Origin of the sequence: Ensifer sp. ZNC0028 (assembly GCF_000799055.1) — a bacterium.
Lineage (GTDB): Bacteria > Pseudomonadota > Alphaproteobacteria > Rhizobiales > Rhizobiaceae > Ensifer.
In genome coordinates this window covers 1-579 of sequence record NZ_JTLA01000224.1, presented here as the reverse complement: position 1 = coordinate 579, position 579 = coordinate 1, and the positions used below count along the sequence as shown (strand labels likewise).

Sequence of the window (579 nt, the reverse complement as noted above, 5' to 3'; positions counted from 1 at the left end):
GCGAGTTCGTCTGCCTGCCGGAATATAACGTCGTGCCGATCCCCGAGGATGTGCCGGACGAGGTCGCGGCGATCTTCGATCCGTTCGGCAATGCCGTGCACACGGCCCTTTCCTTCGATCTCGTCGGCGAGGACGTGCTTGTGACCGGTGCCGGCCCGATCGGCATCATGGGGGCGATGGTCGCCAAGCGCTCGGGCGCGCGCAAGGTTGTGATCACCGACATCAACCCGACGCGGCTGGCACTCGCAAAGAGCGTCGGCATCGACCACGTCGTCGATGCGTCGAAGGAGAACCTTGCCGATGTGATGAAGGCGATCGGCATGACCGAAGGTTTTGACGTCGGGCTCGAAATGTCGGGGGCGGCACCCGCCTTCCGCGACATGATCGACAAGATGAACAACGGCGGCAAGATCGCCATCCTCGGCATTGCACCGGCCGGCTTCGAGATCGACTGGAACAAGGTCATCTTCAAGATGCTCAACCTCAAGGGCATCTACGGCCGCGAGATGTTCGAGACCTGGTACAAGATGATCGCCTTCGTGCAGGGCGGCCTCGACCTTGCCCCGGTCATCACCCACC

General features: G+C 62.3%; 1 protein-coding gene. It reads left to right on the top strand.

The genetic code is table 11. The features are described from left to right. On the top strand, positions 1–579 hold a 579-nt coding region (locus L981_RS32705), incomplete at both ends, for a zinc-binding dehydrogenase (protein WP_043626970.1).